General features: G+C 65.8%; 27 protein-coding genes. 15 read left to right on the forward strand and 12 right to left on the reverse strand.

From position 1 onward, the window contains the following. Positions 1 to 10 precede the first annotated feature (10 nt). On the forward strand, positions 11 to 556 hold the full coding sequence (locus tag ASF00_RS14645) for a GNAT family N-acetyltransferase (protein WP_235525889.1): 546 nt from the start codon (positions 11 to 13) through the stop codon (positions 554 to 556). A gap of 272 nt (positions 557 to 828) precedes the next feature. On the opposite strand, the gene ASF00_RS14650 is transcribed toward ASF00_RS14645, so the two are convergent. Further along, positions 829 to 1,698: a metal-dependent hydrolase gene (locus tag ASF00_RS14650; protein WP_082463479.1), complete on the reverse strand. Its 870-nt coding sequence runs from the start codon at positions 1,696 to 1,698 to the stop codon at positions 829 to 831. A 63-nt stretch (positions 1,699 to 1,761) separates the two neighbouring features. On the opposite strand from ASF00_RS14650, the gene ASF00_RS14655 reads away from it, so the two are divergent. From ASF00_RS14655 to lptG, 9 genes are all read left to right on the forward strand, one after another. Beyond that, a complete protein-coding gene (locus ASF00_RS14655) occupies positions 1,762 to 2,361 on the forward strand; it encodes a TetR/AcrR family transcriptional regulator (protein ID WP_082463480.1) in 600 nt (199 codons plus the stop codon). Positions 2,362 to 2,428: 67 nt separating this feature from the next. Further along, entirely contained in the window at positions 2,429 to 3,475 is a 1,047-nt protein-coding gene (obgE, locus tag ASF00_RS14660) for a GTPase ObgE (protein WP_055880849.1), read from the forward strand. Positions 3,476 to 3,593: 118 nt separating this feature from the next. Next, positions 3,594 to 4,691 (forward strand): glutamate 5-kinase, encoded by a 1,098-nt coding sequence (gene proB / locus ASF00_RS14665; protein ID WP_055880852.1) that lies wholly within the window; start codon positions 3,594 to 3,596, stop codon positions 4,689 to 4,691. Positions 4,692 to 4,797: 106 nt separating this feature from the next. Next, positions 4,798 to 5,709 carry an NAD-dependent epimerase/dehydratase family protein gene (locus tag ASF00_RS14670; RefSeq protein WP_055880856.1) on the forward strand — a complete coding sequence of 304 codons (912 nt, stop codon included), beginning with the start codon at positions 4,798 to 4,800 and terminating at the stop codon, positions 5,707 to 5,709. A gap of 58 nt (positions 5,710 to 5,767) precedes the next feature. Continuing rightward, on the forward strand, positions 5,768 to 6,013 hold the full coding sequence (locus ASF00_RS14675; protein ID WP_055880859.1) for an acyl carrier protein: 246 nt from the start codon (positions 5,768 to 5,770) through the stop codon (positions 6,011 to 6,013). Positions 6,014 to 6,133: 120 nt separating this feature from the next. Next, on the forward strand, positions 6,134 to 7,396 hold the full coding sequence (spt, locus tag ASF00_RS14680) for a serine palmitoyltransferase (RefSeq protein WP_055880862.1): 1,263 nt from the start codon (positions 6,134 to 6,136) through the stop codon (positions 7,394 to 7,396). A 167-nt stretch (positions 7,397 to 7,563) separates the two neighbouring features. Beyond that, positions 7,564 to 9,516: an ATP-binding protein gene (locus ASF00_RS14685; protein ID WP_055880865.1), complete on the forward strand. Its 1,953-nt coding sequence runs from the start codon at positions 7,564 to 7,566 to the stop codon at positions 9,514 to 9,516. Positions 9,517 to 9,605: 89 nt separating this feature from the next. Beyond that, positions 9,606 to 10,799 carry an LPS export ABC transporter permease LptF gene (gene lptF, locus ASF00_RS14690; RefSeq protein ID WP_200910274.1) on the forward strand — a complete coding sequence of 398 codons (1,194 nt, stop codon included), beginning with the start codon at positions 9,606 to 9,608 and terminating at the stop codon, positions 10,797 to 10,799. Further along, positions 10,796 to 11,896, forward strand: a complete 1,101-nt coding sequence (lptG, locus tag ASF00_RS14695; protein ID WP_055880868.1) for an LPS export ABC transporter permease LptG — start codon at positions 10,796 to 10,798, stop codon at positions 11,894 to 11,896. The genes lptF and lptG overlap by 4 nt, the downstream gene beginning before the upstream one ends. A 45-nt stretch (positions 11,897 to 11,941) precedes the next feature. On the opposite strand, the gene ASF00_RS14700 is transcribed toward lptG, so the two are convergent. Beyond that, on the reverse strand, positions 11,942 to 13,057 hold the full coding sequence (locus ASF00_RS14700; protein WP_235525891.1) for a fatty acid desaturase family protein: 1,116 nt from the start codon (positions 13,055 to 13,057) through the stop codon (positions 11,942 to 11,944). Between the two features lie 164 nt (positions 13,058 to 13,221). Between ASF00_RS14700 and ASF00_RS14705 the strand changes: the two genes are divergently transcribed. Further along, complete coding sequence (locus ASF00_RS14705; protein ID WP_055880870.1) at positions 13,222 to 14,373, forward strand: hypothetical protein; 1,152 nt, start codon at positions 13,222 to 13,224, stop codon at positions 14,371 to 14,373. 101 nt (positions 14,374 to 14,474) lie between these two features. Here ASF00_RS14705 and ASF00_RS14710 read toward each other — a convergent pair whose 3' ends face one another. The 7 genes from ASF00_RS14710 to ASF00_RS14740 form a co-directional block, all read right to left on the reverse strand. Beyond that, positions 14,475 to 14,801: a hypothetical protein gene (locus tag ASF00_RS14710; protein WP_055880873.1), complete on the reverse strand. Its 327-nt coding sequence runs from the start codon at positions 14,799 to 14,801 to the stop codon at positions 14,475 to 14,477. Then, the gene (locus ASF00_RS14715; protein WP_055880876.1) at positions 14,802 to 15,596 is read right to left on the reverse strand and encodes a transporter; all 795 of its coding nucleotides are present in this window, start codon (positions 15,594 to 15,596) and stop codon (positions 14,802 to 14,804) included. Then, positions 15,593 to 16,363, reverse strand: coding sequence for an exodeoxyribonuclease III (gene xth / locus ASF00_RS14720; protein WP_055880879.1), 771 nt, complete (start codon positions 16,361 to 16,363; stop codon positions 15,593 to 15,595). The genes ASF00_RS14715 and xth overlap by 4 nt, the downstream gene beginning before the upstream one ends. 7 nt (positions 16,364 to 16,370) lie before the next feature. Beyond that, positions 16,371 to 16,709: an iron-sulfur cluster insertion protein ErpA gene (gene erpA, locus ASF00_RS14725; RefSeq protein ID WP_055880881.1), complete on the reverse strand. Its 339-nt coding sequence runs from the start codon at positions 16,707 to 16,709 to the stop codon at positions 16,371 to 16,373. 193 nt (positions 16,710 to 16,902) lie between these two features. Next, complete coding sequence (locus ASF00_RS14730) at positions 16,903 to 17,691, reverse strand: M23 family metallopeptidase (RefSeq protein ID WP_055880884.1); 789 nt, start codon at positions 17,689 to 17,691, stop codon at positions 16,903 to 16,905. 270 nt (positions 17,692 to 17,961) lie between these two features. Next, positions 17,962 to 18,414: a peroxiredoxin gene (locus ASF00_RS14735; protein ID WP_055880887.1), complete on the reverse strand. Its 453-nt coding sequence runs from the start codon at positions 18,412 to 18,414 to the stop codon at positions 17,962 to 17,964. After that, on the reverse strand, positions 18,407 to 21,091 hold the full coding sequence (locus ASF00_RS14740; RefSeq protein WP_055880889.1) for a bifunctional [glutamine synthetase] adenylyltransferase/[glutamine synthetase]-adenylyl-L-tyrosine phosphorylase: 2,685 nt from the start codon (positions 21,089 to 21,091) through the stop codon (positions 18,407 to 18,409). The genes ASF00_RS14735 and ASF00_RS14740 overlap by 8 nt, the downstream gene beginning before the upstream one ends. Here ASF00_RS14740 and ASF00_RS14745 point away from each other — a divergent pair. Beyond that, positions 21,075 to 21,350, forward strand: coding sequence for a hypothetical protein (locus tag ASF00_RS14745; protein WP_156348385.1), 276 nt, complete (start codon positions 21,075 to 21,077; stop codon positions 21,348 to 21,350). The genes ASF00_RS14740 and ASF00_RS14745 overlap by 17 nt on opposite strands. A gap of 183 nt (positions 21,351 to 21,533) precedes the next feature. Here ASF00_RS14745 and ASF00_RS14750 read toward each other — a convergent pair whose 3' ends face one another. From ASF00_RS14750 to ASF00_RS14760, 3 genes are all read right to left on the reverse strand, one after another. Further along, the gene (locus ASF00_RS14750) at positions 21,534 to 22,187 is read right to left on the reverse strand and encodes a sigma-70 family RNA polymerase sigma factor (RefSeq protein ID WP_055880895.1); all 654 of its coding nucleotides are present in this window, start codon (positions 22,185 to 22,187) and stop codon (positions 21,534 to 21,536) included. A gap of 127 nt (positions 22,188 to 22,314) precedes the next feature. Further along, on the reverse strand, positions 22,315 to 22,452 hold the full coding sequence (locus tag ASF00_RS18870; protein ID WP_055880899.1) for a hypothetical protein: 138 nt from the start codon (positions 22,450 to 22,452) through the stop codon (positions 22,315 to 22,317). Between the two features lie 118 nt (positions 22,453 to 22,570). Beyond that, on the reverse strand, positions 22,571 to 23,374 hold the full coding sequence (locus tag ASF00_RS14760; RefSeq protein WP_055880902.1) for a response regulator: 804 nt from the start codon (positions 23,372 to 23,374) through the stop codon (positions 22,571 to 22,573). Positions 23,375 to 23,647: 273 nt separating this feature from the next. On the opposite strand from ASF00_RS14760, the gene ASF00_RS19090 reads away from it, so the two are divergent. The 3 genes from ASF00_RS19090 (at position 23,648) to ASF00_RS14770 (ending at position 25,935) form a co-directional block, all read left to right on the forward strand. Next, positions 23,648 to 23,851, forward strand: coding sequence for a NepR family anti-sigma factor (locus ASF00_RS19090; protein ID WP_156348386.1), 204 nt, complete (start codon positions 23,648 to 23,650; stop codon positions 23,849 to 23,851). A gap of 95 nt (positions 23,852 to 23,946) precedes the next feature. Further along, positions 23,947 to 25,476: a sensor histidine kinase gene (locus ASF00_RS14765; RefSeq protein ID WP_055880905.1), complete on the forward strand. Its 1,530-nt coding sequence runs from the start codon at positions 23,947 to 23,949 to the stop codon at positions 25,474 to 25,476. Positions 25,477 to 25,800: 324 nt separating this feature from the next. Beyond that, entirely contained in the window at positions 25,801 to 25,935 is a 135-nt protein-coding gene (locus ASF00_RS14770) for an entericidin A/B family lipoprotein (RefSeq protein WP_055880908.1), read from the forward strand. Positions 25,936 to 25,995 lie beyond the last annotated feature (60 nt).

Below are 25,995 nucleotides of genomic sequence, written 5' to 3' on the forward strand. Positions count from 1 at the left end.
GGAGAGAGCCGTGTTCGCGCGCACCAAGAGACTGACGTTGCGGCCGGGCTGGCCGGAAGATGCGCCTGCATTGGCGCGGGCGATCGGCCACGAATCGGTGATCGCCAAGCTGGCGCGTGCGCCCTGGCCCTATACGCTGGGCGATGCCGAGGCGTTCCTGGCGCAGCCGCGCGGCGCGCACGATCCGCATTTTATGATCGAGACGATGGACGCCGGTACGCCACGACTCGTCGGCGGGATCGCCATCCGGGCGGCGAAGACGGGCCATGAGCTCGGTTATTGGCTGGCGCCGGACGCCTGGGGTCGCGGCTATGCGACCGAGGCTGGGGAGGCAGTGGTGGCGATGGCCCGACATGCGCTGGGATTGCGGCGGCTGGATGCGTTTCACTTCGTCGACAACCCGGCATCGGGGCGCGTGCTGGCAAAGCTCGGGTTCCGGCCAACGGGCCGGATCGAGCCGCGGACCTCGCGCGGGCGCGGTGGCGAGGCGCCCGCGGTGATGTTCGAGCTGGATCTCGATGAGGATCGATGCGCGCCGATGCCGATGGCGGCGTGAATCGCGCGGCAGCCCTTAGAACATAACCCACTATCCCGGCGAAGGCCGGGGCCCAATTGGGGAACGTTGCTGACGGAGCTCAATGCTCCGTTACCAGACCCTTTCCAAGTGGGCCCCGGCCTCCGCCGGGGTGGTACATCTGGTGACGCTGGAGCTCATCTCCGCGGCTCCCCCGCGAAGGCGGGGGTCAGGAGTCGCGGTCGGTGCCGTTTGCGATTCTGGGCTCCCGCCTTCGCGGGAGACCTAGGACGTGGTCGGGATGACGGACCGCGTCACGCCACCGCCGCCACTCGCTTCGCCACAGGCAGCACCGCCGCCTCATACTCGCTTTCGGCCAACCCGATCAGCGCGCGGTCGTCATGCTTCCAGGGGTGGAAACCCGGCAGGAAATACGCCGCCCAGACGCCTGCAACCTTGCGCGCCATTCCCGGATTGCCAAACGCATACCACGCCATCCGCGCCCAAACCCGCAGCCCGGTCAGGCCATCCTGCCGCAGCAGTTCAGCCATCCCACGCGCACGCCCGGTGAAGAAGCGCCAGGTCGTGATCAGCATCACCCGCGACTTGATCCGCCATCGCAGCAGCCGCGGCCAATCGCGAGTCGCATGCAGCCAAGTGTCGTAGGCGACGCCCTTGTGCTCGATCTCCTCCGCCGCATGCCAGCGCCACAATGCCGCCGCCTGTTCGTCGCCGCCCGCGAGATGCCTCGGGTTGGCGATCAGTTCGTGCGCGAGCATCGCGGTAAAATGCTCGAGCGCGGTGGTCGCCGCGAGACTCGCGATCGCGGGCTTGTCCTTGGTGATCGCCAACTGTGCATCGACATCCGCCATCAACGGCGCGACGTCATAGCCTTGGTCGGTCACATGGCGGTTGAACGCGACATGCTCGCGCGTGTGGATCACCTCCTGCTTGATGAAGGCGTTGATCTCGGCGGTCAGCTTGGGCGGCGTGCCCTCGCGGAACTTGCGCACGCTATCGACGAAATAGCCTTCGCCCTTGGGAAATGTCACCGACAGCGCGTTGTAGAACGCGGTCGCGATCGGATCGTCGTTCAGCCACCAGCGACGAATCACCGCGCCCCGACCGAAGCGGCGGTCGCGCGGGGTAATCGTCAGATCTGCCGGCGTGGTTGCTTTCGCCACGGAAACCTCCAAACAGGGATCAACATTCGTTACTTACATTGATGTAAATAGGTTTCCCGGTCCGTGACGTCAACACCGCGCAAGCGCCTCTCCCCCACCGAATCGCGTGACGCCGCCGTGGAAGCCGCGCGTGCGCTGCTTGTCGAAAGCGGCCCCAGCGCCGTCACCTTGAAGGCGGTGGCAGGCCGGGTCGGGCGAACGCATGCTAATCTGCTCCACCATTTCGGCTCGGCGGAGGCGCTGCACACCGCACTGATCACGCGGATGGCGGCGGACATCGTCGGCACGATCGGCGCCGCGGTGCTGCGCGTGCGTGCTGGCGAGCTCGATCCGCGCGAAGTCGTCGAGATGACGTTCGACGCGTTCGGCAAGGGCGGCGCGGGCGCGCTGGCGAGCTGGATGATCCTGTCGGGCAATACCGACGCGCTCGACCCGATTCTCACCGCGATCCACGATCTGGTCGACGAACTCGCCGAGGGTGACATGCCCGGCGACCAGCCGATCCAGGACCAGACGTTGACGCTGGTGCTGATGGCGCTCGGCGACGCGCTGATGGGGGCGCCGATGGCCCGCGCTCTGGGCCTGCCCGCGTCGAGAGCGCGCGAACTCGCACTCGACGCACTGCTCGCGAGCAAGGACGCCGCCGCCGGCCCATCGGCCTGAGCAACCCGGCCCGGGAACCCGAATCGCAGACACTGGCGATTTTCGCCAATTTCGCTATGTGGCGGCGATGCATTTTCTAGACCAAGCCAAGATCTACGTCCGTTCGGGTGAGGGCGGCCCCGGTGCCGTCAGCTTCCGGCGCGAGAAATATATCGAATATGGCGGCCCCGATGGCGGCAATGGCGGCAAGGGCGGCGACATCGTGTTCGAATGCATCGCCGGCCTGAACACGCTGATCGACTTCCGCTACACGCAGCATTTCCGCGCGCCGCGCGGCTCGGGCGGATCGGGCTCGAACCGCACCGGCGCGGGCGGCGAGGATCTCGTGATCCGCGTTCCGCTCGGCACGCAGGTGCTGTCGGAGGACAAGGAAGAGGTGCTGATCGACTTCACGCAAGTCGGCCAGCGCGAAGTGCTGTTCCGCGGCGGCGACGGCGGGCGCGGTAACGCCAGCTACAAGACCTCGACCAACCGCACCCCGCGCCAGCACGGCACCGGGTGGCCCTATGGCGAGGCGTGGGTCTGGCTGCGACTGAAGCTGCTAGCGGATGCGGGTCTCGTCGGGCTGCCGAACGCGGGCAAGTCGACCTTCATCAACCAGGTGACCAACGCGCAGGCCAAGGTCGGCGAATACGCCTTCACGACCACGCGGCCGCAGCTGGGCGTGGTGCGTCACAAGCAGCGCGAGTTCGTCGTCGCGGACATTCCCGGGTTGATCCAGGGTGCGGCCGAGGGTGCCGGCATCGGCGACCGGTTCCTTGGGCATATCGAGCGGTGCCGCGTGTTGTTGCATCTGGTCGATGCGAACGACGCGGACGTTGCCGAATCGTACCGGATCGTACGCGACGAGCTGGCAAATTACGGCGAGGGGCTGACCGACAAGAACGTCATCGTCGCGCTCAACAAGATCGACATGCTCGATGCCGAGCTGATCGCGGCGCTGTCGGCGGAGCTGGCGGAAGCCAGCGGCGCCGAGGTGATGGCGATCTCGGGCGCGAGCGGTGCGGGGATCGAGGCGGTGCTCGACAAGCTGATCGGCGCGATCGGCCCGGCGCCGGGCGCGGCGAAGGACCTCGAAGAGGGCGAAGTCCCGGTCGCATGGTCGCCGCTGTAGGCCTGCGCTTAGCCCTCTCCCCGTCGGGGAGAGGGTTGGGTGAGGGGCTGTTCCGGGCGGTACCGTCCGTGGCCGCCCCTCACCCCGACCCTCTCCCCGCAGGGGAGAGGGAGCAGTGATGTTTCCACCGTCGTCCTGCGCACGGCTGATCGTGAAGATCGGCTCGGCGCTGCTCGTCGATCCCGACGGCAGCGTCCGACGCGACTGGCTGACGGGCCTCGTCGCCGACATCACCGGGCGCACCGCTGAGGGCCAACAGATCGCGATCGTGTCCTCCGGCGCGATCGCCTTGGGCGCGCGCCGACTCGGGCTATCGAAGGGCGGCCGCGCCAGCCTTGAGGACGCGCAGGCCGCCGCGGCCACCGGCCAGATCGCGCTCAGCCAGGTCTGGGCCGAACTGCTCGCCGCGCGGGGGCTCAACGCCGCGCAGATGCTCGTCACGCTCGACGACCTCGAGGACCGCCGCCGCTACCTCAACGCCGCCGCGACGCTGAACCGCCTGCTGTCGCTCGGGGTCGTCCCGGTCATCAACGAGAATGACAGCGTCGCGACCGAGGAGATCCGCTTCGGCGACAATGACCGCCTCGCCGCGCGCGTCGCGCAGGCGGCGGGCGCGCAGGGCGTGATCCTGCTCTCCGACGTAGACGGACTCTATACCGCCAACCCGCACACCGATCCGTCCGCGACTCATATAGCCACCGTCCCCCGGATCGACGCGGTCGCGGGCATGGCGGACGACGGATCGGGCTCGGGGATGGGATCGGGCGGCATGGCCTCGAAGATCGCCGCCGCGCGGATCGCGACCGGGGCGGGCATCCCGCTGGCGATCGCGTCGGGTCGGATCGCGCACCCGCTGTCGACCCCTGCCCGCCACACGATGTTCACCGCCGAGCGCACGGCGTCTGCGCGGAAAGCCTGGCTGGCGGGTGGGCTGACCGCGAAGGGGGCGATCCATGTCGATGCGGGTGCTGCGGCAGCGCTCGGCCAGGGCCGGAGTTTGCTCGCGGCCGGCGCGACCCGGATCGACGGCGGTTTCACGCGCGGCGATCTGGTGACGATCGAGGGACCTGCGGGTACGATCGCGCGCGGGCTTGCCGAGTATGACGCGGCAGATACTGCGCGTCTGCTCGGTCGCCATAGTGACGATCATGCGGCGATCCTGGGGTACGCTCCAAGATCCGCGTTGGTACACCGCAATCACCTGGCGCTGGTATGACCAGCCGCGCAATGTTCACCCGCGAAGGCCGGTGCCCGGTCTGGGTACCGGCCTTCGCGGGTGAACAAGCTTCGATCTGGCGGACAGCTACCTCGAGAGCACGGTCATGATCCTCGCAATCACCGGCGGCACCGGGTTCGTCGGCAGCCACCTGATCGACCACGCGCTGGAGACCGGCCATACCGTCCGCGCGCTCGCCCGCAAGCCGCAGGCCAAGCGCATCGGCGTGACGTGGGTCGAGGGCGCGCTCGATCGTCCAAAGAGCCTCGCTACGCTGGTAGAAGGCGCCGATGCGGTGATCCACGTCGCCGGCGTGGTCAACGCCGCCGACCGCGCGGGGTTTGCCGACGGCAATGTCGCCGGTACCGAAGGGATCCTCCAGGCGACGAAGCATGCCGGCATCCGCCGCTTCGTCCACGTCTCCTCGCTCGCCGCGCGCGAGCCGGCACTGTCGAATTACGGCTGGTCGAAGGCAGAGGCGGAAACGCGCGTGCAGATATCCGCGCTGGACTGGACGATCGTCCGCCCGCCCGCGATCTTCGGCCCGCGCGATCACGACCTGCTCGACGTCTTCAAGGCTGCGCGATCGGGCTATGTGCCTATGCCCCCCAAGGGCACGCGCGTCTCGTTGCTGTATGTCGAGGACCTGACCGCGCTGCTGCTCGCGCTCGCCGAGAGTGCCGATACACCGGCGATCATGGAACCCGACGACGGGGTGCCGAACGGGTGGGACAACCGTGACTTCGCGCTCGCGATCGGCACGGCCGTGAACGGGGCGGTGGGCAAGCCGGTCAAGGTCTTCTCGACACCCCGCCCCCTGTTGAAGCTTGCGTCCGCCGCCGACCGGCTCGTCCGGCGCCGCAAGGCAAAGCTGACGCGCGACCGTGTCAGCTATTTCTGCCACCCCGACTGGGTCTCGCACAAGCCACCCCCGCCTGCGCTGTGGACTCCCAGCGTCCCGACCCGCCAAGCGCTGGCGCAAACCGCCGCATGGTATCGCGCCGCGGGGCTGCTATAGCGCCGAAAAGCCGCCGCAATTCCCTGTCAGGGATGCGTGCGAGACCGAAGGGATTATCATGAGCGACCGTCAGCAGATCTACGACACCGTCACCGCGCAGATCGAGCCCTTCAACAAGAAGGGCGTCGCGCTCACCGATGCGACCACGTTCCAGGGCGACCTGGAGTGGGACAGCCTTACCGTCATGGATTTCGTCGCCGCGATCGAGGACGAATTCGACATCATCATCACGATGAACATGCAGGCCGAGATCGAAACCGTCGGCCAGCTGGTCGACGCGGTCGCGAAGCTTAAGGCCGCCTGAGCACGCCCATACCCCCCACCCGTTCGTGCTGAGCGAAGTCGAAGCACATGGTACCAAGGCCCTTCGACTTCGCTCAGGGCGAACGGCAGGGGGCGATACCGTCCTGATCTGGAACCGAACATGACCGAAGCCGCCACCACCGCCCACGCCCTCCCCCTCGACATCGCCGAGGTCGCCCCCGAACGCGACCTGATGTCGAAGTTCGACGGCCTCATCGCCGAACGCGAGGCGCTGGTACGGTCCGGCGTGCGCAACCCGTTCACGATCGTGATGGACGAGGTGAAGTCGCCCACGCAGGCGGTGATCCGCGGCAAGGATACGATCCTGCTCGGCACCTACAACTACATGGGCATGACGTTCGACCCGGACGTCATCCAGGCCGGCAAGGACGCGCTCGATAAGTTCGGGTCGGGCACCAACGGCAGCCGCATGCTCAACGGCACGTTCCACGATCACATCGACGTCGAACAGGCGCTGCGCGACTTCTACGACATGACCGGCGCGATCGTGTTCTCGACCGGCTACATGGCCAATCTCGGGATCATCTCGACGCTCGCGGGCAAGGGCGAATACGTCATCCTCGACGCCGACAGCCACGCCTCGATCTACGACGGCTGCAAGCAGGGCAATGCCGAGATCGTCCGCTTCCGCCACAACGACGTGACCGATCTCGACAAACGGCTCGGCCGCCTGCCCAAGGAAGCCGGCAAGCTGGTGGTGCTCGAAGGCGTCTATTCGATGCTCGGCGACATCGCGCCGCTGAAGGAAATGGTCGCGGTCGCCAAGAAGCATGGCTGCATGGTTTTGGTCGACGAGGCGCATTCGATGGGCTTTTTCGGCCCCAATGGCCGCGGCGTGTACGAGGAGATGGGGCTGACCGACCAAGTCGATTTCGTCGTCGGCACCTTCTCGAAGTCTGTCGGCACGGTCGGCGGGTTCGTCGTGTCGAACCACCCGAAGTTCGAGATGGTCCGCTTCGCCTGCCGCCCATACATCTTCACCGCCTCGCTGCCGCCCTCGGTCGTCGCCACCGCCGCCACCTCGATTCGCAAGCTGATGACCGCGCACGACAAGCGCGCGCAGCTCTGGAAGAACGCGCGCGCGATGCATGCGGGCCTGAAAGCGATGGGCTTCAAGCTCGGCACCGAGACGTCCGATTCGGCGATCATCGCGATCATCCTGACCGACCAGGAACAGGCGATCGCGATCTGGCAGTCGCTGCTCGAAGGCGGTCTCTACGTGAACATGGCGCGCCCGCCCGCGACGCCCGCCGGCACGTTCCTGCTGCGCTGCTCGCTGTGCGCGGAGCACACCGACGCGCAGGTCGCGACGATCCTCACGATGTTCGAGGCTGCGGGCCGCGCGGTCGGCGTGATCGACTAAGCCCAGCTAACGGGCGGGGGGTAAGTTTCGTACCGGGACCGCGTCATCCTGGCTTTGGTCAGGATGGCGGCGGCTTTGGGTCATCTCCACCCCGGAGGAACCAGTCACTCTCCCCCCGAAATCGAAATCATTGCGCGGTGGCAACGACTCGCTAGGATGTACGCGTGATGCGAAGCGAGGCCAGAACCGCGACGTCAGGTGACGGAACGACATGGCGGATCGTCATGCTCGTCGCGATGGGGCTGCTTGGCGCGGCGGTTCTCGTCGCGCTCATCGTCACGCTGGGCAACGCCAACCGACAGCGCGATCGCGCGCTCGAATTACAGGCGCACAGCTATGACGTGATGATCCTCGCCCGCACGCTGTCAGGGACGATCGCGCGGTCCGAGGCGTCGCTCGGCCGCTATGTCATCAGCGGCGACAAGCAGCTCGGCCAGCTGTACGTCGACGAATGGCTGCTGGCGGGCACGCAGATCGACCGGCTCGACCAGGTCACCAACGACAATGCCGAGCAGCAACCGCGGATCGACCGGCTGCGCGCCGCATACGACGCACGCGGCCGCGAGCTGTCGCTGACCGCGCTCAACACGAGCTATGGCAAGAACGGCCAGGCGCTCGCGCGCTATTACCAGGGGCGCAAAGCGCCGACGCTCACCGAGATCAACACCACGCTCGACACGCTGATCGCGCGCGAACGTGCGCTGCTCGACGACCGGACGGCGGCGGCAATGGGCTCGGTCGAACGCTCCAGCTGGATCGCGGGGGTGCTCGCGGTGTTCGGCGTGCTGATCGTGCTGGGCGCGCTGATGCTCGGCTGGCTCACGATCCGGGCGGTCGGTGATCGCGCGGTCGCGCAGGCCGATGCCGAGCTCGAACGCGAGCGTGCCGACGAACTGACCGCCGCGGTCGCCACCGCCACCGCCGAACTGCGCGTGCAGGAAGCCAAGCTGCGGCAGATCCAGAAGATGGAGGCCGTCGGCCAGCTCACGGGTGGCATCGCGCACGACTTCAACAACATGCTGGCGGTGGTGCTCGGAGGGCTCGAACTTGCGCGCCGCTGTGTCGCGGTCGATCCTGTCACGGCGCGCCGCCACATCGACAGCGCGACCGAGGGCGCGAACCGGGCGGCAGCGCTGACCCGCCGCCTGCTCGCCTTCAGCCGCGAGGAGTCGTTGAAAACCGAGACGATCGACGCTGCCGCGCTGGTCTGCGGCATGTCCGACCTGCTCGATCGCACACTCGGCGATGCGATCACGGTCATCGTCCGCGACGATGCCGTCGGCGGCTGCATCCGCGCCGACCGTGTCCAGCTTGAGAATGCGGTCCTTAACCTTGCGGTCAACGCGCGCGATGCGATGAACGGCCGTGGCACGCTGACGGTCTCTACCGGCACGACGACATTGCTCGCAGAGCAGGTCGGACGGTGTGCGGCGGGCGACTATGTGACGATCAGGGTCGATGACGACGGTTGTGGCATGGCCCCCGACATCGCCGAGCGCGTGTTCGAGCCGTTCTTCACTACCAAGGAAGTCGGCAAGGGGACCGGGCTTGGCCTGAGCCAGATTTTTGCGCTCGTCCAGCAGTTGCAGGGCGAGGTAGGCATCGTCTCCGCGCCGGGCGAAGGCACGGCGGTCACGCTCTATTTTCCGCGCGCCGCAGCACTGCCCGCCGTTCCGCTATCGACCGCCTTGGTCGCGACAGCCGAGCCGGCCGCACCGACGACGCCCGACCTGTTGCATATCCTGGTCGTCGAGGACGATCCGCGCGTGCTGGCGGCGACGACCGGCGCGCTGGAGGAGATCGGACATCACCCGATCGCGTGCGATGATCCGCTTGCCGCCCCTGCCCTGCTGGCGGAGAATCCGTCGATCGGGCTGATCATCTCCGACGTGCTGATGCCACGCCAGACCGGCCCCGAGATGATCGCCGCGCTTGCCCCGCTCTACCCGCATGTCGCAGTGCTGTTCGTCACCGGGTTCGCCGGCGAGGTGAACGTCGCGCAGTTCGGTGGGCACGAGGTCTTGCGCAAGCCGTTCACGCTCATGGCGCTGGAGCGCGCGGTCATGACGGCGCTGGCCACGGATCGCCCGATGGCACGCGACCGGATCGCCGCTGAATGATCGTTCACTAAGCCGATGCGATTGGGGATGACGCTTTGCCCCCGCCCCCCTATACCCGCGCGACCCAGCATACCGAGCCCTATCCGCGCATGAAATCCATCGACCGCTACATGGCCCGGCTGATCGCGGTGCCGCTGTTCTCGACGCTGCTGATCGCGGTCATGCTGTTCGTGCTCGATCGCATGCTCGGGCTGTTCAATTTCGTCGCGACGCAGGGCGGGCCGATCAGCGTCGTGTGGCGGATGCTCGCCAATCTGCTGCCCGAATATCTGGGGCTAGGCATCCCGATCGGGCTGATGCTCGGCATCCTGCTCGCGTTCCGTCGGCTGTCGACATCGTCCGAACTCGACGTGCTGCGCGGCGTCGGCATGAGCTACAACCGGCTGCTTCGCGTGCCGTATATGTACACGATCGCGCTGGCGCTGCTGAACCTCGCGATCGTCGGCTATGTCCAGCCGATCGCGCGCTATTATTATGAGGGGCTGCGCTTCGAGCTGCGCACGGGGGCGCTCGGCGCGTCGATCAAGGTCGGCGAGTTCACGAATCTTGGCAGCAAGATGACGCTGCGGATCGAGGAGAGCAAGGACAAGGGCCGCGAGCTGTCGGGCATCTTCGTCCATGCGCAGAGCCAGACTGGCGACTGGCTGGGCGTGACCGCGGAGAAGGGCAAGTTCCTGGCGACCGACGATCCCAACGTCATCATTTTCCGGCTCGCCAACGGCACGCTCGTCCACAACCGGCCCGAGTTCAAGACGCCGCGCGTGCTGACCTTCACCAGCCACGATCTGCCGATCAACCTGCCCAAGTTCGAGAGCTTCCGAGTCCGCGGCGGGCGCAATCTCGAATACACGCTGCCCGAACTCGCAAAGCAGGGCCAACGCGGCGCGACGCTCGAGCAGCGCGACGGCAGCCGCTCCGAATTCCATTTCCGCCTCGCCGAAGTCGCGACGATGTTCCTGTTGCCGCTGCTCGCGCTCGCGCTCGGCGTACCGCCCAAGCGCTCGTCGTCCGCGCTCGGCGTGTTCCTGTCGATCGTGATGATCGTCACCTATCACAAGGTGAACCAGTACGCCGCCGATGTCGGCGAACTTGGCCGGATCGACCCGATCATTGCCTTGTGGGTGCCGTTCACGATCTTCGCCGGGTTGATCCTGTGGATGTACTACACGATCGCCTATGTCCCGGGCGGCCAGCCGATCGGTGCGCTCGAACGCGTCTTCTCGAAGACGTTCAAGGCCATCACGAAACGCATTCCGGGCTTCCGCAAGAGCAAGGCCGCATGAAAACCGTCAGCTTCTTCCCGTCGCGCACGGTCGCGATCTACATGGGCCGGATGTTCCTGGTGCGGACGTTCGCCGTGCTGGCGGCGCTCGTGCTCGTCCTCCAGGCGCTCGACCTGTTGAGCGAGTCGGGCGACATCCTCGCCTTTCCAGGCAATGGCGATGCGCAGGTGTGGCAATATGTATCGCTGCGCGTGCCGCAGATCGTCTCGCGCTTCCTGCCCTTCTCGGTGCTGCTCGGCACGATCCTGACGCTGATCACGATGAACCAGAACAGCGAGATCGTCGCGCTGAAGGGCTCGGGCCTGTCCGCGCACCAGGTGCTCGCGCCGCTGCTGGTCGCCAGCCTCGGCGTAGCGGTGATCAGCTTCGTCTTCAACGACCGGGTGGTGGCGCGCGCGACCGCGACGCTGAACCAGTGGCAGAAGGTGAATTATGGCAAGCTGCCGATCGATCGCGGCGACCGCGCCAATGTGTGGGTGCGCGACGGTGACGACCTGATCGAGGTGGCGCAGATCCGCGGCCGCGGCGATGCGACGCGGCTTGGCGGGATCACGCTGTACGATCGCACCGGCGGCAATCTCGTCGCGATCCTGCGCGCCGATCATGGCAAGCGCGCCCCTGCCGGCGGCTGGCTGGTCGGCCCTGCGACCCGGTTCGACGTCGCGCGCGGCACGGATACCAAGCTCAGGTCCGTGGTGATCGGCAAGGATGTTCGCCCCGATCAGTTCACGCTGGCGAGCGTCGATGCGGACGGGCTGTCGTTCGGCGCGCTCAAGGCCGCGATCGCCGACCTGTCCGACGCAGGCCGACCCACCAAGGCGCTCGAGGGGTCACTGTGGCACAAGCTGTCGGGGCCGTTGTCGTCGGTGTTGATGCCGCTCCTCGGCGCGGTCGCGGCCTTCGGTATCGCGCGCTCGGGCAAGCTGTTCGTCCGCGCGGTGATCGGCATGGCGCTGGGCTTCGCGTTCTTCGTCGCGGACAATTTCGCGCTCGCGATGGGCAATCTCGGCGCCTATCCGCCGTTCCTCGCCGCGTGGGCGCCGTTCCTGCTGTTCTTGTTGATCGGCGAAGCGGTGTTGATCCGCTCCGAGGAATAATCCAGCTTTTGGCCTCGCAACGCGGGCCAACGCGGGAGGCCGGTCTCAGCGGCGGACCATCGTGCTGCGCGCGATCTTGCTGACCAGACCCGGGAGCCCGGGATAGCTCGCCTTGTGATAAGGCGACATTGCATCCAGCTCCGCCGAGATCCGGCGATGCGCCTCGCCCAGCGCGTGATACGGGAGCCCCGGCAACAGGTGATGCAGCGCGTGATAGCGCAGACCCACGGGCGCCCACAGCGCCGGCAGCAAAGCCGGCGGTGGCACGTTGACCGTGTCAAGATACTGCGCGGTCACCGTCATCGTCTCGCCGTCATTCTCCCACAGATGCGCGACCAGCGTGCGGACCTGGTTGAGGACCGCAAACGCCGATGCCACGCCGAGGATCGTCAGGAACGCGCGCAGCGGCAGAACGCCCGCCGCGGTGATACCGATCAGCGTTATCGCCCACAGGCTCGCAGCGACTTCGAGACGGTTCCAATAGGCCTTCGCCTCGCCCTCCGGCGCACGACGACGAAATTGCGGATTGATCGCCAGCGCCGAATAGCGCTCGACGACCATCGTCCGCAGCTTGGGCGACAGGAGAGAGAGCGGCGACAGGATCGCAAACCGGATCAGCAGCGCGATCGGTGCCAGCGCAGACACGACGATGAACAGCGGCAACGTCCACGGCTTCATCAGCGCGAGCGGTAGATATTCGGGATCCTCGACCGTGCCATAGCGGGTCTTGGCGTGGTGCAGGTTGTGGACGCCCTCATACATGAACGACGGCGTCATCATCGGCACGCCGACGAGGATGTTCCAGCCCAGCCGGAAGTTGGGCACCGACGCATGCTTCATGTGACTGACTTCGTGGATAAAGCTCAAGCCACGGTACAGCCCGAGCACCGACACGATCGCGGCGACCACCACGACCGCGGTCGAACCGCTCGTCGCCGCCACGACGAGCGCGCCATAGCCGAGCGCGACCGACGCGATCAGGTCGCCCCAATAGACCGACGGCCGCGGCTTCACGAGATCGCGGGTCAGATCCGCGGCCGCGCGCAGCATCGCCTTGTCGTCGGCGATACGCACCACCCCGGCACCGGCTACGGGTGTGGCTGGAACGGGAGCGGCCGTGCCGCGAGCGAGGCTGAGCGAGGTGTCCATGGGCATATCCATTGCCCGAAGATAGTGGCCGCAGCGTGGCATTTACAGGCCGTGTCGCTGCCGCCGCTCCAAGGAAACACGATCACCCTGACAGGTTTTTACGATGATCCATGTGACTCTCGCCTTTGTCGGCCACGCTGGCTAGACACGCGCGACTGCGTATTCGGGAACGACACATGGCTAACATCATCATTCGACCGGTCGAGACGCTGAAGGATCGCAAGATCTTCATCGATCTGCCGTTCCGCCTGTATGCCGACGATCCCAATTGGGTGCCGCCGCTGAAGTCGGAGGCGCTCGGGCTGATCACGCCCGAGAAGAACGGCTGGTTCAGCCATGCCAAGGTGCAGCAGTTCCTCGCCGAGGAGGATGGCCGCGTGGTCGGTCGCATCTCCGCGCACATCGATACGCTCGCGCTGACGATGCCCGCCGAGCAGGGCTTCGGCCCCGGCGTCGGCCAATGGGGACTGATGGAGGCCGAACGCCAGGACATCTTCCAGGCGCTGCTCGCGCGCGCGGAAGGCTGGCTGCGCGATCAGGGCATGACGCGCGCGCTCGGCCCGATCAGCATGTCGATCTGGGAGGAGCCGGGGCTGTTGATCGACGGCTATGATCATCCGCCGACGATCATGATGGGGCATGCCAAGCGCGAATATCGCGGCTGGATCGAATGGGCACAGTATCGCCCGATCAAGCAGTTGATGACCTATGAGGTCGACGTCACGAAGCAATTCCCGCCGATCGTCCAGCGCATCATCAAGTCGGGCGAGAAGAACCCGCGCATCGTCATCCGCAACGTCGACAAGACGAAGTTCGAGGAGGAGGCGGCGATCATCCTGTCGATCCTCAACGATGCGTGGAAGGACAATTGGGGCTTCGTGCCCCTCACCCCGCCCGAAATCAAGGATGTCGGCGTCAAGCTGAAGCCGATCGTCTTCAACGACCTGATCCGCATCGCCGAGGTCGACGGCCGGCCCTGCGCGTTCATGATCACGCTCCCCGACCTGAACGAGGCGATCAAGCCGTTGAAGGGCAGCCTGTTCCCGTTCGGCTGGGCCAAGCTGTTGTGGTGGCTCCGCAAACCCAAGGTGCGGACGGTGCGCGTGCCGCTGATGGGGGTGGTCAAGGACTTGCAGGCGTCGCGGATGGCGAGCCAGCTCGCCTTCATGATGATCGAATATATCCGCCGCGCCTCGGTTGAGCATTACGGCGCCCAGCGCGCGGAGATCGGCTGGATCCTCGACGACAACCAGGGGATGCGATCGATCGCCGAGACGATCGAGAGCCGGGTGAACAAGGTCTATCAGGTCTATGAACGGACGCTGTAGAACGCGCGCGACAATGTTTGACCGCGAAGGCGAAGACCCGGTCTGGGCTCCCGCCTTCGCGGGAGAATAGGGTGGCGGAGACCCGCGGCGGAATGCCCGCGCTACTCCCGCTTTCCCTTCCCGAACGGGATCTTGAGCGTCACCGCTACCCCCTGCCCGGACGCACCGGGCAGTTCGGTGCGGATCGCATGGACATTCCCCCTGCCCCCGCCTGGCAGGCGGAACGACAGCGGATCGCCGCGTAAAGGCTGGACCGGCGCGCCCAGCGTCGCGAGCCGCTGGTCGGTCGGCCGCGCGCAGACGACGATTTCGCCATCGGGATCGGTCTGGACCGGGCACGGCATCGTCGCGCGCGGCCTGCGCCTGCGCAATTCGGGCGGGAGCGGCGGCCCTGCTACCGCTTGCAGCAGGAGCAGGCCGACCAGCACCTAGAAGCGGCGCGATATGCCGGCATAGAGCCGGGCATCGGGGGTATCGGCGGTCAGCCCGGCAGCGCCGAATATGTCAAACTGCAGATCGTCGTTCGCCATCCATGCCAGCGACAGCGCCGCCACCGCCTGCGTCGCATGCCGATCGGGGTCGTCGTCACGCAACGCCTGCACCTCGCCGGTCAGCGTGAACGCCTTGGCGACCTTCACGGACAGGCCAGCGGTCGAGCTATAGGCGAGATGGCGGCCATTGCCGCCCTCGTCGACCGCCGCATCGATCTCCGGCGTCAGGTCAAGCGATACGGCATCCGACAATTCGTACGTCACGGGGACGAGAAACCCCGCCCCCCAGTCACCCGCACCGATCGCAGATCGCCCGACCGGCAGCGTCACGAACGGCAGGACCGAGACCGACAGGTCGGATCCGTCGGGGTGGAGCAGGTTCGCCTTCATGCCCAGCGATACGTCGCCGATCCCGTCGACCGTCTCAACCCCGCTCGGATCGCGCATCCGGTCATGCCCGAACGGCGTAAAGCCGATCCGCGCCTCGATCGTGTCGCTGAGACCGACCCGGACCAGCGTGTCGCCGAACAGGATATTGTCCTCACGCGATCCGGGCTGGTCGTCGCGCGTCCAGTCGGCCAGCGACGTCTCGACCGAGATGCGACCCGGTGCGATCGTGCAGGCCGGCGTATCTATGCCCGGCCGGTCGGGACAATAGTCCCGCTCCTGTGCCGCCGCGGCACCGGCGAAACCCAGTGTGGCGAGCGCGACGCCGAGCAGCGCTCGGCTCATCGCAACCGGACCCAGGTCGGCGCATGGTCGCTCGCCTTTTCACGGCCGCGATACGCCTTGTCGACGCCGGCATCGATCATCCGGTCGGCAGCCTGCGGGCTGAGCAGCAGATGGTCGATCCGGAAGCCTGCGTCGCGCTGCCATGCGCCGGCCTGATAATCCCAGAACGTCCACACGCCACCCTTTGGAAATTGCGTGCGCAGCGCGTCGGTCCAACCCTGCGCGACGAGCGCACGGTAATGCTCGCGGCTTTCGGGCTGCATCAACGCGTCGTTCTGCATCGCGCGCACCGAGTAGGTGTCGTCGTCGTTGGCGATGACATTGTAATCGCCCGCGAGGATGACCGGTTTTTCCTCCGCGAGCAGCACGCGGGCACGGTCGGCGAGGCGATCCATCCAGCGTAGTTTATAGTCGAACTTCGGACCGGGCTGCGGGTTGCCGTTGGGGAGATAGAGCGCGGCGACGATCAGGCCGTCAATCTCCGCTTCGATATATCGGCTGTGCTCGTCTTCGGGTTCGCCGTCGAGACCACGCTGGCGCACCTTGGGCGTTCCGCTCTTGGCGAGGATCGCCACGCCGTTCCACGCCTTCTGGCCATGCCAGATCGCGCCGTACCCCGCCGCCTCAATATCGGCGATCGGGAACGTATCGTCGCTCGATTTCAGCTCCTGGAGGCAGACGATGTCGGGCTGCGCCTCGACGAGATACTCGATCAGCCGCGCCAACCTCGCCTTGATGCCGTTGACGTTGTACGTGACGATTTTCATGAGGCGATCAGACCGAGAAACTGGAGCCGCAACCGCAACCCGACGCGGCATTCGGGTTCTCGACCTTGAACGCGGCCCCGGCCAGCGACTCGACGTAATCCACCGCACATCCGCGGACGAGGTCGATGCTGACGCTGTCGACGACGAGCTTCACGCCGTCATGTTCCGCGATCACGTCGTCGTCCTCGACAGAATCGGCAAAACCGAACTTGTACTGGAACCCCGAACAGCCCCCACCGTCGACGGACAGCCGGAGGATCGCCGGCTTCCCCTGCTTGACGGCGATCGCGGCGACGCGCGCCGCGGCGGAGGGGGTGAGGATGATGTCGGGAGCCAGCGTTGCCATGGGCTGGAGATAGGAGGTTGCGCTATCCGCGGCAACCTTGGGCTTGCCCGTGGGGCGGAGGGCTGGCTCGTCGGCGCGACCGCGGGGCCGCCATTGTCTTCTATCGATGGTCCGTCCCCGTGGAGGGAGATCCCAGCTTTCGCTGGAATGACGGGTCGGGCTTGGGGTTATTGGGGGAGGGCTCGTGCCCCCATTAGTCCTGCGCGGCGGGGCCGCCGGTCGAGACCGGGATCGCGTTGACCGAGCGATCCTGTGCCGCGAGCAGGTAATCGGCGGTCGTCAGGAATGGGATGGGGTTCACCGCATGCCCGTCGATACGCACCTCATAGTGAAGATGCGACCCGGTCGAGCGGCCGGTCGAGCCCATCAGCGCGATCAACTGGCCACGGGTGACGCGGACATTGTCACCGACAAGGATCTTCGAGAGATGGCCGTAGCGCGTCGCGATACCCTTGCCGTGGCTGATCTCGACCATGTTGCCGTAGCCGCCCTGACGACCCGCATGCGCGATGATACCGTCTGCCGTCGCATAGATCGGCGTGCCGATCGGGCCGGGAATGTCGACGCCGGCATGCATCGCCGCGGTGCCGCGGAACGGATCCGAGCGAATGCCGAAATTACTGGTGAACGAGAGCGAGTGAACCGGCTGCACCGACGGGATCGCGATCACGCCCTGCTGCGTAGCGTCGAGCTTCTTCCAGGTCTGGAACAAGGTGCGGAACTGCGCGTCGGCGCGCAGATCGGCGCTCGCCTCTACGGTGTTGGCGGCGATCATCGGGCCGCCCGTGCCGGTCTCGACCGAGCGGTACGCGACCTTTTCCGCGGTGGCGTGCGGCGCGACCTGCGCCTCGGCCGCGGCGCCAAAAGCGGCCAGACCCATCACCGTCGCGGCCATTGCCAACCGGCGACCCGTAAACGCCTTATACACCACGATCACGCCCTTGAGACGGGTCACGATCGCTGCACCGGTAAAATCGACCATTGGTCCCCGACAAAAAAATACAGGGCCGTTCGCCCTTGCAGCGGACGGCTCCGAAACTCTGTCCTGACTCGCAGCCCCTCCGCGCACCAGACATTGTGGGTTAGGCCGGATCCCACTGCCCCGAGCAATAGCATTATGCCGTCCGCGCGGCGGAGCGGCAGGTTGTTGCGGCGAGTTGAAGCGAATTGATACGATTGCCGTGGAACAGGATGAGACCTCGGATCTTCGGCGCGAAATGTCGGCGAATCTCCACGTGTTACTACCTAGTCTTCATAGGGCCTTTACGGCTGCCAAAACCGCCTCCGCATGGCCGGGCACGCGGACCTTGCGCCACGCCTTTGCCAGCGTCCCGTCGGCGCCGAACAGGAAAGTCGCGCGCTCGATGCCCATATATTTGCGGCCGTACATCGCCTTCTCGACCCAGACGCCAAACGCATCACAGGCGACGCCCTCGCCATCGCTCGCGAGACGAACTGCAAGCGCGTGCTTGGCAATGAATTTCGCATGCGAGGCAGGCGTGTCCTTCGAGATGCCGACGACCGTCACACCGGCCGACTCGAACGCTTCGGCGAGCGCGGAAAAGTCCTTTGCCTCGGCGGTGCAGCCCGCGGTGTCGTCCTTCGGATAGAAATACACCACGAGCGGTGCGCCCAGGTTCGCCAGCGACACGTCCGCGGCGTCGATCGTGACCGTCACGTCGGGAATCTTAGCGCCTTCATCCATCCTGCTCTCCCGTCAATTCAGCCCAGAACCGGCTTACCTCCTGCCGTGTCGATTCGAGGGTGGCAACCACGGCGGGCCAATCGGCAACCCCGATCGCACGCGCGATCAGGTCCTCGGTCGCATGGCCCGGCGGACTGGCATCGGGCGCGACGAGCCGGAGCGTGACGAGCAACCGGGTCAGCACGTCATGCGCGCCGCGTAGGGACGCCGGGACGAGCCCTCGCTGGATCAGCGTATCGATTGCCTTGCCGAGGTCGGCATCGAAGCCGGTACGATGGACCAGCTGGACGACGTGCACCGCGAACTCGAGGTCGACGAGCCCACCGGGGAGCAGCTTGGCGTCTAACGGCCCCTTGGGTGGCTTGTGCGCCGCCATATCCGCCCGCATCGACCCGGCATCGGCCACCACGTCCCGCGTCGGGCGGTCGCCCTCGAGCACCGCACGCACGGTATCCGCGACCGCGGTACGCGCGGCCATCGAGCCGAATACCGCGCGCGCGCGAGTCAGCGCCATATGCTCCCACGTCCACGCATCTTCGCGCTGATAGCGGGCGAAGCTGTCGAGCGTGACGACCAGCGGCCCCTGCCCGCCCGATGGCCGCAGCCGCGTGTCGATCTGGTATAGCGGCCCGGCGGCGGTCGCGACCGACAGCGCCGCGGTCACGCGCTGCGCCAGGCGGTTGTAATACAGCGTCGCACCCAACGGCTTTGCGCCATCGGACTCTGCGGTGAAGTCGCCCGTGAACAGATAGATCAGGTCGAGGTCGGATGCGTGCGTGAGCATCGCCCCGCCCATCCGGCCGAGCGCCAGAATGACGAGTTCGCTGCCCGGCACCGCCCCATGCGCCTTGGCGAACTCGTCGATCGTCGCGCGCGCGAGCACCGCGATCGCCGCCTCCGCAACGCGGGCATAGCCGGCAGCGACGTCAAGCGGATCCGACGCTCCCGCAACGATCTGCGCCCCTAGCGCGAACCGTCGTTCACCAACCACCCGCCGGACATGATCGAGCCGCGCCTGATAATCGCCGCCGGCATCGCCCGCGCGCATCGACGCCTCGAGTGCCGCGATGTCGTCGACCGGCTCAAGCGCGGTGGCATCGATCAGCCCGTCGAGCAGGTCCGGCCGCCGCCCGAGATCGTCGGCGAGCGTCGGCGCGTGACTGAGGATCGCCGCGAGCAACGTCGCCAGCCCCGGCCGCGCCTCAAGCAGGCGAAAGATGTTGATCGCGCTCGGCAGGCGTTCGAGCAGCGCATCAAGCCTCAGCAACGCGGCCTGCGGCACCGGCGCGGTGGCAAATGCGGTAACGAGAGTCGGGAGCACCGCCTCCAGCGCCTCGCGCGCGGCAGGACTGCGCAGTGCAGGGTAGGCGCCCCCCCGCCATGCTTCGATCCGGCGACGCGCAGGCTCGGGCGCGACGAACCCGGCGGCGGCCAGGTCGGTCTCCAGCGTCACCGCGTCATGCGAGAACGCAGGCCGCTCCGTGTCGTCGAGCGCGTCGTAGATGCGCCCGGTCGCCGCGACGTGCGGTGACAGAAGCGCCAGCAACGCGCCTGCATCATCCAGCCCGTGCAGCTTCGCAACACGGTCGAGCGCGTCGCCGGTCGGTAGCGCGTGCGTCTGGCGATCGTCGATCATCTGCACGCGGTGCTCGATCGTCCGGAGCAGCGTATAACCGTCGATCAGCGCCTGCGCTTCGGAGGTACCGATCCAACCCGCCCCGGCCAGCCGGGCGAGCGCGTCGCGGGTCGCCGGCGCGCGCAAGGTGGCATCACGGCCGCCGTGGATCAATTGGTGGATCTGCGCGAAGAACTCCGCCTCGCGAATGCCGCCGCGCCCGCGCTTGAGGTCATAGCCCGGGCCGAACGCCTGCCCCTGTGAATGATGGTCGCGGATACGCGCCGAGATACCGCGGATCTCGCCGATTGCACCGAAATCGAGCGCGCGCCGCCAGACGAACGGGCGGATTGTGTCGAGAAACCGCTGGCCCAGCGCAATGTCGCCCGCCGCTGCGCGCGCGCGGATGAACGCGGCCCGCTCCCACGGCAGCGCCTGTGCCTCGTAATAGCCGATCGCCGCCTCCACCGGCAGGACGATCGGTGTGATCTCGGGCGACGGCCGCAACCGCAAGTCGACGCGCAGGACATAGCCATCGCCATCGCGGGCCTGGAGCAGTTCGACCACGCGCTTGCCGATCCTGACCGCGGCCTGTTCGGGCTCCTCGCGCGGTTTTCGCGGCAGCGTCACCGGATCGAACAAGAGGATCGGATCGATATCGGATGAATAATTGAGTTCGCCGCTCCCCTGCTTCCCAAGCGCTATCGCGGTGAAGCCAAGCGGCTCGGCCCCCGGCGTCCGCTCCTCGATGGCAGCGCGGATCGCGGTATCGAGCGCCTGATCGGCAAACCGCGTCAACGCGCCCGTCACCGCGGTGAGATCGAGAACCCCCGCGAGATCGCCGATCGCAACGTTGAGCGCCATCGCGCGTCGCGTAAGCCGCAGCCGCTTGGCAACGGGCATGTCCAGCGCGGCGCTCGACAGGTCCAGATCGAGATGACCTTGGGCGAGGGATTGCGCGATCGCCGGCTCGCGGTCGAGGATCATCGACAGAAATGGCGACCACCGGCGAGCGCGATCGATCGCGTTATTTAACTTATGTTCAGTGTTCACTCTGGTCATCCCGCAATACTCGATAATAAAAGTATCGCTTGACAAACGACAGCAACGAACTGCGCCGTCGCACGTTGTGCGCGGTATGATGTATTCTTCTCTCACGATCAAACGCGAAACGGATGGCCAACAGGTCGTACGGCGGCCGCGCGTCACCGACGCGGTCGGTCATGCGTTGCGCAATGCCTTTAGCGAACAGAATGGCGTGCCCGACGACATGGCCCAACTACTGAGCCGACTCGATGGCACGGGCCGGAGTATTCATTGATCAAGACGCCGTCAGGATGGTGACGAGCTAACACATGAGAAATGGCCCCAGTTGGCCAAACAATACGTAACGCCTATTATACTCCAACCATCTTTTGGCAAATTTGATCGAAACGCGCCGACATTTTCCAAGATACGTCAATCTATATGCCAGACCAGCCAAATTTCTAGCGACCTGCGCGAGTCATCGCCCGCGGCTCAGATGCTCGACATCCCCCATGATTGAGTCGAGCGCGGTCTTGCTGGTATCGGTCTCGTGGTCGCGGCGTGACGGTAGCGACCCGTCGGTCAGGATCGTCTCGAGCGCGACGCGACCACGCGCGACCCGGCTCTTGATCGTACCGACCGCGACGTTACAAATCTCAGCCGCCTCTTCATAGGCGAAGCCGCCGGCACCGACCAGGATCAGCGCCTCACGCTGGGGCTGCGGGAGATGCATTAGCGCACGTTGCATATCGCCGAGCTCGACGTGCCGATCCTGGCTTGCCGGCGCGGCAAGGATGCGATCGGCGACCAAATCGTCCCACTCGCCCTTGAAGCGGGCGCGGCGCATCTGCGACAGATACAGGTTGCGCAGGATGATGAAGGTCCACGCCCGCATATTGGTACCCGCCTGGAAACGCAGCCGCGCCGCCCACGCCTTGAGCAGCGTTTCCTGAACCAGATCATCGGCAAGATCGCGGCTACCCGACAGCGAACGTCCAAACGCGCGAAGATGCGGGATCACTTGCGCGAGCTGAACCTTGAACTCCGCATCGGACAGCGAGACATGCTCCACCGGCGCGACGACTTCGTCGATGTCACCGTCGTCATCGGCGTGTGGAGCAGGCTGAATCATGGAAATCCTATCAATTCCGATAGTCGTCATACTTTGCGGGCGTCGTCGCCGACCCGCGGGATATATCGCGTGACGACAGACATAGGCGCTCTAACCGCCAATGCCAGTCATCCGCGGTAAACCCAGGTCAGCGCAGGACGAGAAAACCAAAGATAACGATTACGAGGACAAGCGAGATCGCCAGAATGTAGCGCGTAATGCCTGGTGTAGCGCCAGCGCGCGCGTCGTTCGTCTCGATGTGAATGCGTTCGTTCGGGTCAGCCATAGCGAGTAAACCCTCGAAAACCGTTTTGGGTCCGCAACCATTTGTGGAAGCGGACCCAGGATGCAGCGATACCGCCACACAATCAAGCGGTTGCCAGCGGTATTGAACGCCGCGGCCGTTAAATGGCGGGGACGGTCGCCTGATCGAAGAACAACGCCTGACTGATTGCGGCCTTCACGGTCGAGCGCTGGAACGGCTTGGTGATCAGGAACGTCGGCTCAGGACGTTCACCGGTCAGCAAGCGCTCGGGGAAGGCGGTAATGAAGATCACCGGGACCTCGAACTCGGCCAGGATATCTTTGACGGCATCGATACCCGAACTGTCGTCGGCGAGCTGGATGTCGGCAAGAACGAGGCCGGGCCGCATTTCCATCGCCAGTGCCACTGCCTCGTCACGCGTGACGGCGACACCGGTGACGTCGTGGCCGAGATCGCGAACGATCGTCTCGATATCCATCGCGATGATCGGCTCGTCCTCGATGATGAGAACCTTGGCGCGCGTCTGGCTTTCGATTTCCGTCAACGCTTCGGCGACGAGGTCGTCGACCTCGCTCGTCTCGACCTCGATCAGATACGCGGCATCCTCGGGGGTGAAGCCTTCCATCGCGGTCAGCAGAAGCGCCTGACGTGACAGCGGCGTCATCCGCGAAAGCCGTGCGCGCGCGACAGCTTCATGGCCTTCCGCATCATTCGCGCCCTCGTCGGCGAGCTCGTCGAAATTCGCCGAGTTCCAGATACCCTGGAACATGCGGTAAAGTCCGAGACGGGGATCGACGTCACGCGGAAATTCCTCGGGCGCGGCAACGATCGCCTCGAGCGTGGCGCGCACGTATTTATCACCGTGCATCTGACTGCCGGTCAGGGCCCGGCCATAGCGCCGCAAAAAGGGAAGGTGCGGTGCAAGTTGCTGTCCAAGCGACATGGGTAACGAATACTCCCTGATCTACGCGGCCCTTCATGTGTCGGGTGGCTCGCGTCATTGCAATGGCGGCGGCCGAAAAACCACGCGCCCGAAAACCACTACCCCGCCCGATTCGCCTGTCAGCATGCAGGCCGACCGGCAACGAGGACGTGTTTTTCGCTCAGGCGTGGAACTAACGACAGCGTGTTTGGTTTCACGAACATCTTTGGCGACTCCGCCGCCCGCTTGATATCCGTCGAGCAGGCGGCGTGTATCGTCTCTATGTGACATGATTTGCCAGATGGCTCGGTTCGCGTCGTGCAGGGGGAAGTTTTGAGTTTGGGCCACGACACGCAGAATACGGTGCCTGCCACGAAACCCGCGCAGGTTCCGGATAAGGACCAGCAAATGGGATCGGCGTTGCGTTCGGTATATCAGAAGACCGTCGACGAAGCGATCCCGGACGATCTGCTCGACCTTCTCGGCAAGCTCGACTGAGCGCGGGCCGCATGGCCTCGCAATCGATGCCGGATAGCGCGCCAACGCCGTCATCGGACGTCGGCGGACCAGGGGAAACGCGTCTGACGGCCGCAATGGGACGCCTGCCTACGGGCGCGAAGCTGTTCCTTATCTTGAGCGCCGCGTTGCTCCCACTGGCGCTGATCGCAGTGTTTGCCACGTTCCAGACCACACGGCTTGCCGATACCGAAGCCCGTGCGCGTCTGCGCGTTACGGCGAACGAAAGCGCGCGCGCGATCGCGATCGAGCTGGTCGGCGATATGACCGCGCTCCGGGTGGCGGTGAACGCGCTGGGTAACGACCCCGCCGATGCACCGAGTTGCGCGCGTGCGCAGGGCGTCTTCGCGCAGCAATCCTCCGCGGGAACGCGTTTCGTCATCACCGACCGCGACGGCACCGTCCTGTGCGGAACACCGATCCCCAATCCCGTCACGCTGCATCAGGACGATATGCCGATCACCGCGGCAATCATTCCGCGTCGCGGTCTTGTACTGGCAATCTCCGGCCCCGGTGGCGATACGTCGGCGCGCGCCTATTTCCCGCAGCCGTTTCTCGAACGGATCGGGCGTCCGTCGAGCCGTGCGCTGATCTTCGGCAGCGCACTGGTTCTCGATCAGGATGCGTTGACGCTCGAGACGATCCCCGACGAGCGTCCGCTCGACCGCATGGAGACGATGCGGACTGATCTGGGGATCGCCGGCATTGCCTTGCGCACCAGCATCCGCAGCGCTCCGGTGACGTCGTCGCTGGTCGTCGCGATGCTGTTACCGCTGCTGATGTGGATCGCCGCGGCGAGCATCGCCTGGTTCGTCGTCGACCGGCTCCTGATCCGACCGCTACGCCGACTGCGGGGCGCGGTCGCGGCGTTCACGCCGGGCGAGGCGCTCGATTTGGGCGCCGTCCGTACATTGCCTGCGCAGGAAATCCGCGAGCTCGGCGATACCTTCCAGGCGATCAGCCAGACTGTGGCGCTGCACGAAGCGGGCCTTGCCGAAGGGCTGGTGCGCCAGACCAAGCTGACGCGCGAAGTCCATCATCGCGTAAAGAACAACCTGCAGGTCATTTCCAGCCTGATCAACTTCCATGCGCGCAGTGCGCCGAGCGCGGACGCGACCGCCGCCTACGCCTCGATCCAGCGCCGCGTCGATGCATTGGCGGTCGTCCACCGCAATCACTTCGCCGAACTCGAAGAAAACCGTGGCCTTAACCTGCGGACGATGATCGGCGAACTCTCGGCGAACATCCGCGCGACCGCCTCCGATCGCTCGCATGGCCTGGGCATCACGCTCGACATCGATCCGTACCTGGTCAATCAGGACGTCGCGGTCGCGATCGCGTTCCTCGCCACCGAGACGATCGAGCTGGCGATGACATGCGATCCCGCCGCACAGATCCGGATCGTCGTCAAACCGTCGGACCTGCCCGATCGTGCGCTGCTCCGCGTCGTATCGCGTGCGCTGGTCGAAAGCGATGCGCTGCGCGAGGCGGCGTCGCGCTATGGCCGCGTCATGGAAGGCCTGTCGCGGCAGTTGCGCGCCCCGTTGCATCACGACCCGCTGGTTGGCGCGTATGAAATCGCATTCGCTGTTAAAGGTCGCGATTAATTCGTAGCAAGTTCAGTAATTAACCGAGATCAGGGCCGAACTTTTTTTCAAAAAGTCATAATCGATAGGGAACGGATCAGCGCGATCGCCGTTCAACATTTCGGACAGCGACTTTATGCCCCCCCGCTCTCGCTGTCCAAGTCATAGGCCCGGAAGCAGCACCCTCCCCCCCCCGGTGATGCTTCCGGGCCTTTATCGTTCGATCGGCCGTGACGGTTCGCATGCCGCGCGAAATAGCGGCATTCTGGTTTCGTGATCGGAACGAATACGCCCCCCGAACATTGCACCTCCGGTGGCATTCAAGCCCGTCTTGGAGGAAGTTATATGCGTAAGTTGGTTGGACTGGTCGTCGCCGCGGGCGCGCTCATGGTGTCGGCATGCAACACGGTTGAGGGTGCAGGCAAGGACGTCGCGTCGGCAGGCAAGACCGTCGCAAAGACCGCAGACAACGCCAAGTAAGCCCTGGCGCTTCCGATACGGGACGGGGTCCGGTGCACACGCACCGGACCCCGTTTTCGT

Origin of the sequence: Sphingomonas sp. Leaf34 (assembly GCF_001421805.1) — a bacterium.
Taxonomy (GTDB): Bacteria; Pseudomonadota; Alphaproteobacteria; order Sphingomonadales; family Sphingomonadaceae; genus Sphingomonas.